General features: G+C 66.6%; 5 protein-coding genes. 1 reads left to right on the top strand and 4 read right to left on the bottom strand.

All coding sequences use genetic code 11. From position 1 onward, the window contains the following. Window positions 1-95 precede the first annotated feature (95 nt). The 4 genes from GTP90_RS34555 to GTP90_RS34540 form a co-directional block, all read right to left on the bottom strand. The gene (locus GTP90_RS34555; RefSeq protein ID WP_254452187.1) at window positions 96-656 is read right to left on the bottom strand and encodes an RNA polymerase sigma factor; all 561 of its coding nucleotides are present in this window, start codon (window positions 654-656) and stop codon (window positions 96-98) included. A 127-nt stretch (window positions 657-783) separates the two neighbouring features. Further along, window positions 784-2,961, bottom strand: a complete 2,178-nt coding sequence (locus tag GTP90_RS34550; RefSeq protein ID WP_161087751.1) for a hypothetical protein — start codon at window positions 2,959-2,961, stop codon at window positions 784-786. Window positions 2,962-3,073: 112 nt separating this feature from the next. Continuing rightward, window positions 3,074-4,216, bottom strand: a complete 1,143-nt coding sequence (locus GTP90_RS34545) for a nucleoside hydrolase (protein ID WP_161087750.1) — start codon at window positions 4,214-4,216, stop codon at window positions 3,074-3,076. A 29-nt stretch (window positions 4,217-4,245) separates the two neighbouring features. Next, window positions 4,246-4,920 carry a phosphoribosylanthranilate isomerase gene (locus GTP90_RS34540; protein WP_161087749.1) on the bottom strand — a complete coding sequence of 225 codons (675 nt, stop codon included), beginning with the start codon at window positions 4,918-4,920 and terminating at the stop codon, window positions 4,246-4,248. A gap of 144 nt (window positions 4,921-5,064) precedes the next feature. Between GTP90_RS34540 and GTP90_RS34535 the strand changes: the two genes are divergently transcribed. Further along, window positions 5,065-5,779: carbohydrate kinase family protein (locus GTP90_RS34535; protein ID WP_161087748.1), on the top strand; the 715-nt coding region annotated here is incomplete at its 3' end.

The following is a 5,779-nucleotide window of genomic DNA, read 5'->3' as shown; positions in this document are numbered from 1 at the left end:
GGCAAGGCGGCAAGACGTGACGGGGGCGCCGTCCTGACGGGCCAGCCACTCGGCGGCCTGGGCGGCCAGAAGATCCGCCTGCTGCGGCGCCCCCGTCACGTCTTGCCGCCTTGCCTGAGCCAGCGCGGCGGCGGACTGGCGCGCGTGGCGCCGTCCGCGAGCAGCATGGCGTCGACCAGCGCGCGCATGCCCTTGGCTATCTGTTTTTCCACTGTATCCTCCTTGATACCCATCTTGGCGGCCACCTCCCGCTGGGACAATCCCTCCATCTTGCGCAGCCTGACCACCTCGCGGCAGCGGGGCGGCAGCGCGGCCAGCGCTTGCCACAGCTGTTCGAGCTCGGCGCGGCCGGCGGCGTGCCGCTCGGGCGTAAGTTCGTCCATGCCCGGCTCGGGCAGGTCGGCCACGCTGTCGATCTCCACCAGCTGCTGACGGCGGGCGCGGTCGATCAGCAGATGGCGCGCGGTCGCCATCACGAAGGGCGCGGCACGCAGCGGACGGGCCCGGCCCGCCGCCTCGTACACGCGCACATACACTTCCTGCCGCAAGTCGGCCAGCTCGCTGTGGTTGCGCCAGTTACGGCGCAGATATTGCGTCAGCATGCCTTCCAGCGGCAATACTTCGGCCACGAACCAGTCGTCGAGATCCTTGATCATCAGCGCCTAACAGATAAGACGAACGGACAAAAATTTTCCGCTATGCGAACCGGAAAAAAAAGATGCAAACTTCCCCAGTCTATCCGCCGTCGGTGACAAGCGCGTGACATGCGGCCGGCGCCGGACATCAGCTGGCGGCCGACCTCTGCGGCAAATTCCACGTGCTCTGCAGCTCCGGACCATGGCCCTCGGCCGTATGCGGCAAGTGCTTGCCGATGACCTGTTCCATGGCCGTGCGGATGCCGTCGAGGGCGCCTGCGGTGCTGCCGCTGGCGGCCAACGTCGCGTGGTAGCGCCCGACCAGCGGCTCCATCTCGGCCCGGAACGCCTTCTGCTGCCTGGCGTTCAGCGTCGTGCTGTTGCACATCGTGTCGAGCACGGAGCGGTTTCCCTGCCTGGTGAAATCCCCCGTGATGCCTTCGAACGCCTGCTCCGCCGCCTGCCTGATCTCGGGCTCGTCCGATTGCAGCAGGTCCTGATAGCTCGCTTCGCTGCGATACGCGAGCTTATGCTCTCCCACGCCGATGCCGACGCTGGCCGTCATCACTTCGTCATAGCTGTGGTGGCGTTTCTGGCCAACCAGCCCTGCCAGCATCAGTGCCCGCAGATACTCCAGCGAAGGTTCGTTATGCGGGGCGTCCGACTGGGACAGCGCATCGCGGTACAAGGACAGATAGCCGAGGGTATGCCCGCTCATGCCGCCGATGATGGGCTTGTTGTTCCGCATGGCCTTTTCATGCCAGGCGCCGTGTTTTTCGATGAACTCCGTCTTTAGCTCGTCCAGGGCATATCGCCGCTGATCGAGTTCGAGGAAACCGCCGGACTCATGCGCCCGCGGCCGCGCCATCCTCACGGCCTGCTCGCTCCCGGGTATTTTTTTGGACAACTCGGCCAGGTATTTTTCCGCGGCGGTTTCCGGGACTTCCAGCACGTTGCCGAACACGCCGGCCACATTCTGCAGTCCCGGCTCGCCTTTCGTGTCCGGGTGGCGCTCCACCCAGCTGTGGTGTTCCTCCCCCAATTCGCTGATACGGAACCCGCTTTCATATGTGCCGGGCGCATGGAGGTGGGCGCTCGACCAGGGTATCGCGGCGATGTCGCCGAACACCTCCTTCTTTTCGTCCTCATCGAGCTTGTCCCACAACGCCATGATCTCTTCGCCCAGACGTTCCGCCGGAACGACTTCGGCCTCGGCCAGCAAGGCGGCATAGCGTTCCTTGTTCCTGGCGAAATGGGCGCCGACCTGGCCCTCGTTGCTGGCGTCCAGGCGCCGCACCAGGTCCTTCAGCAGCTTGCGCTTTATTTCGTTAGGCAACTCCTGCCACTGCGCCTCGGTCACGCCCGTGCCCAGATTGCGCTGATTGTTGACCGGCAGCCTGCTGTCCTCGGCCGTGATGTAGTCGTGTATGGGCTTGGGCATTTCCGGCGCGTCTTTCAGCAGGCGGGACGAATCGCGGGTCAGCGTGCTCAGATGATAGATCCAGAATTCCAGCTCCGGCTGCTCATTCAGGCGATACTGCACCGAACCGCCGAAATACGGCAGCTGCGAGAACAGCATCTTCAGCAGCTTGACGTCAGCCATGGCATCCGCGCCCAGCACCTTCTCGAGACCCTGGCGTAATGCCTGTGTCGCCCGGTCCGTGCCGGAGCGCTTGCTCACATACTCCTGCAGCCGCGGAAGTGCCCCGGCCTGTTCGAATGCCGGCTTCAACCGGGCTGCCACCAGTTCCAGGCGCTTGTCGAGCAAGGCTTGCCCGCTCATCTGCTGCCAGCCTTCCGGCAGCGCGTCGGCCATCACTTTGCCGTGGATGAGTTCGACCATCCGCTTGATGTTGGGGACGGCGCCCGGCATGTGCTCGAGGCTGTGCTGCAGGCGTTCTTCGGCATGCAGGTTCAGGTCCAGCAGCAGGTTGTTGGCCAGATTGCTGGCCAGCGGGGCCGGGTTGCGGCTGTAGGTCACCTGCAACACACTGGACAGTTCCGCCCGCAGCGCCTCGTTGTTGGCCATGCGCTTGCTCTCGGTGCACAGCGAGCTGCGGTTGGCCAGCATGGGTTTGGGACGGCTGCCATGCGCGCCATGCGTGTCCGGCTGGTGCCGCGGCCATTGAAATGGATGGGCCAGTCCGGCGGCCATCCAGCTCAGGCCGCGCACGAACGCGTGGAAACAACCACCCCGTCCGGCCTGCCGTTCCTGGTCCGCCTGCTGCGGCGCGGAAGGCGCTGCTTGCGGCCCGGTGGCGTCCTCGGGGGAATCGAGACCGGCATAGTGGGCCGCCCGCGTGGTGGGAGTGAGACCGTTGAACATATATTCTCCTGTGGTGAATGAGGGATAGAGACGCGCACGGGGCGCGCCGCGATCTGTCACATCAGGAGAGCAGAAGGTTCCCGGCGGCATGGCGTAACGGACGGCGCGGGCCTTATCGCGCCGCCGTCGCGCTGCGGGGCGGCGGCGCGACCGGCACCGGCGCGGTCAGGCCATCGACATAGAACCGGAAGAAGCGCCGGTTGTCGAAGCGCTTCACCACCGTCGCGGGCTGCAGGCCGGGGCGCGGGGCGGCGTGGCCGATGGCGCGGCCGGTGGCGACACCGCCGGTGACGTCGATGTCGATCCAGCGCCGCACGCTGCGGATGGCGTAGCCGGGGTCGACCAGATAGGCCAGCGTCAGCGTGTCCCAGACGTCGGTGCTGTAGGCCGGGTTGGTTTCAAAGCCGTTCCTGCCGTCGTAGCCGTAGCCGTTGAGCTGCTTGTACAGGCGCGCCACGATGCCATCGCGCGCCGCGCCATACACCACGCGCTCGTAGATCCGGCGGTCGATGCGTACGGTGTCGGTGACGTCCAGCGGGAAGACCACGTGCCGCACCGGCAGCCGCAGCACCTCGCGCGCGGCCTCGGGATCGAACCACCAGTTGAATTCCGCCACCCTGGTGGAGTTCCCCCCGACATCGAAGGCGCCGCCCATGTAGATGATCTGGCGTATCAGCGGCACGATGTCGGGATGCTTGCGCACCGCCAGCGCGATATTGGTCAGCGGGCCGACGGCCAGGATGGTGACCTCGCCGGGATGGCGGCGCACGCTGTCGGCGATGAAGTCGGCCGCGCTTTGCTCGCGCACCCTGGTATGCGAGGCGTGACCATCCGGCGGCGCCGCAAGGTCGGCGTCGGCCAGCGGCTCGGGCTTGTTCCAAGCGCCCAGGTAGCCATCGCCGCCGGCGCCGAGCTGCTGTTCCCGCCTGATCGCCGCCAGGTCGTGCGACAGCGCGTAGTTGGCGCCGGCGTACACGCCGACCTGTTGTTCGATGCCGAGCCGTTCGACCGCTTTCAGCGCATCGGCGACTTCCTGGCGCAGCCACTGGTTGCCCGAGACGATGGTCAGGCCCAGGATCCGCAGCCGGCCGCGCGCCTGCAGCTGCGCGGCGATGACCAGCAACTGGCCGTCATCGTTGAGGGTGCCGAAGTCGCTGTCGATGATGATCTTGGGGATGTCCGTCGGCGCCGTCGCATGCGCCGCGCCCAGTAGTGCAATGGCGCAGGCCGCCGCCAGGAAATATCGCTTCAACATGTGCTCCCGGTATCAATTCGTAGCGCAGTTTAACCGTTGGTGCGCGGCAGCTCGTCAAAAACGATGCGGCACACGGTTTCGCATTTGGCGAGATCGAAGCGGTCGTCGGTGCGCACGCCGGACTCCATGTCGATCCAGTAGCTGGCGCCGGCGGCGATCGGCAGCCTGCCCAGCGTGCCGCGCACGGTGTCCGGCCCCAGTCCGCCGGAATAGCCGCAGAAGGGCAGGCGCGCCTGCGCCGCCGGCCAGGTCGACGGCCGCACGCCGGTGCCGAAGGAGACATCGTACAGCCAGTCGACCCGCAGGTCGTCGGGGAACTCGCCCTGGCATTGCAGCGCCGCGCGCGCGCCATGGTGGGCGGCGTAGCGGGCGCTGTTGCGGATCTCGTCGTCGTTGCTGCCGGCGCGCGCATGGTTGATCTGCAAGCGGGAAAAGCCGGCCAGGTCCAGTCCCGGATCGTCGCCCCGGACGATGGCGCGCGCGGCCGCGCCGCAGATGTGCGCGGACAGGCGCAACGGCGCACCCCGCAGGGCGGCGCGCACCTCGGCCGATGGAAATAGCGCTGCCGCTTCCTGCGCGGCGTCAAACAGCACTCCCCATTCAATCGGATAGCGTGCGGAAAGCGCCTGCATGCCGGGCAGCAGGTCGCCGTGGTCGACGCCGGTAAACGTGATGAAGGCGGGCGGGGTATAGTGGCTCGTCATGAACATTCCTGTAAATTGGTACGTACCATCATCTCACTGAAATAAAAATAAAACAACCGGAATTAAAATTTTGGCGAGAAAATATTCAACAAAGTGGTACGTGCCAATGTAGAATTCCAGGAAATCAACCACAGGATGATGCGCATGCCCGATCTGTTCACCTTCCCGCAGCGGCGCCGTTACGATCTGCTCGCCTTCGGCGACCCGACCATCGATCTGCTGTTCAGGGTGCAGCGCGCGCCGCTGGCCGACCAGAAGGTGTTGGGACGCCGCCTGCCGCTGTCGCCCGGCGGCACGGTCGCCAACGTGGCTTGCGCCGCCGGCCTGCTGGGGCGGCCGACGCTGGCCTACGGGCGCATCGCCGCCGATGCCGACGGCGCCTTTCTGCGGCGCGAATACGAGCGTTGCGGGGTCGCCACCGGGCAGTTGCGGGTGATCGAGGGCGCCACGTCGCCGACGGCGTTGATCCTGATCGAGGCTGACGGCGAGAAGGCGCTGGTGTATGCGCCCATGCCTGGCCGCACGCTGGACGAAGTCAGCCTGGCCGGCGCGCTGGCGCAGAGTCGTTTGCTGTATGCGATGCCGTACGACATGGCGGAACTGCGCGACATGCGCCACCTGGCGCGCGCCGCCGGCGTGCCGCTGGCGATAGACATCGAGGCGGCGATGGCGCCGGACCTCGACCATCTGCGGCAATTGCTGTCGCTGTGCGACCTGGCCTTTATGAACGACAGCAGCTACCGCGCCATCGTCGGCGCCGCGCCGGACCGGGATGGGCTGGCCGGGCTGCTTGCGCACGGCGCGCGGATGCTGGTGGTCACATGCGGCGCGCGCGGCGCGCTGGCGGCGCTGCCGGGGC

Origin of the sequence: Duganella vulcania, assembly GCF_009857655.1 — a bacterium.
In the GTDB taxonomy this organism is placed as follows: domain Bacteria; phylum Pseudomonadota; class Gammaproteobacteria; order Burkholderiales; family Burkholderiaceae_D; genus Rugamonas; species Rugamonas vulcania.
This window is presented reverse-complemented; position numbering and strand designations above follow the sequence as displayed.

Coding starts and splice junctions, on each gene's coding strand:
- GTP90_RS34555 (WP_254452187.1), bottom strand. CDS start 656: ATGATCAAGGATCTCGACGACTGGTTCGTGGCCGAAGTATTGCCGCTG.
- GTP90_RS34540 (WP_161087749.1), bottom strand. CDS start 4,920: ATGACGAGCCACTATACCCCGCCCGCCTTCATCACGTTTACCGGCGTC.
- GTP90_RS34550 (WP_161087751.1), bottom strand. CDS start 2,961: ATGTTCAACGGTCTCACTCCCACCACGCGGGCGGCCCACTATGCCGGT.
- GTP90_RS34545 (WP_161087750.1), bottom strand. CDS start 4,216: ATGTTGAAGCGATATTTCCTGGCGGCGGCCTGCGCCATTGCACTACTG.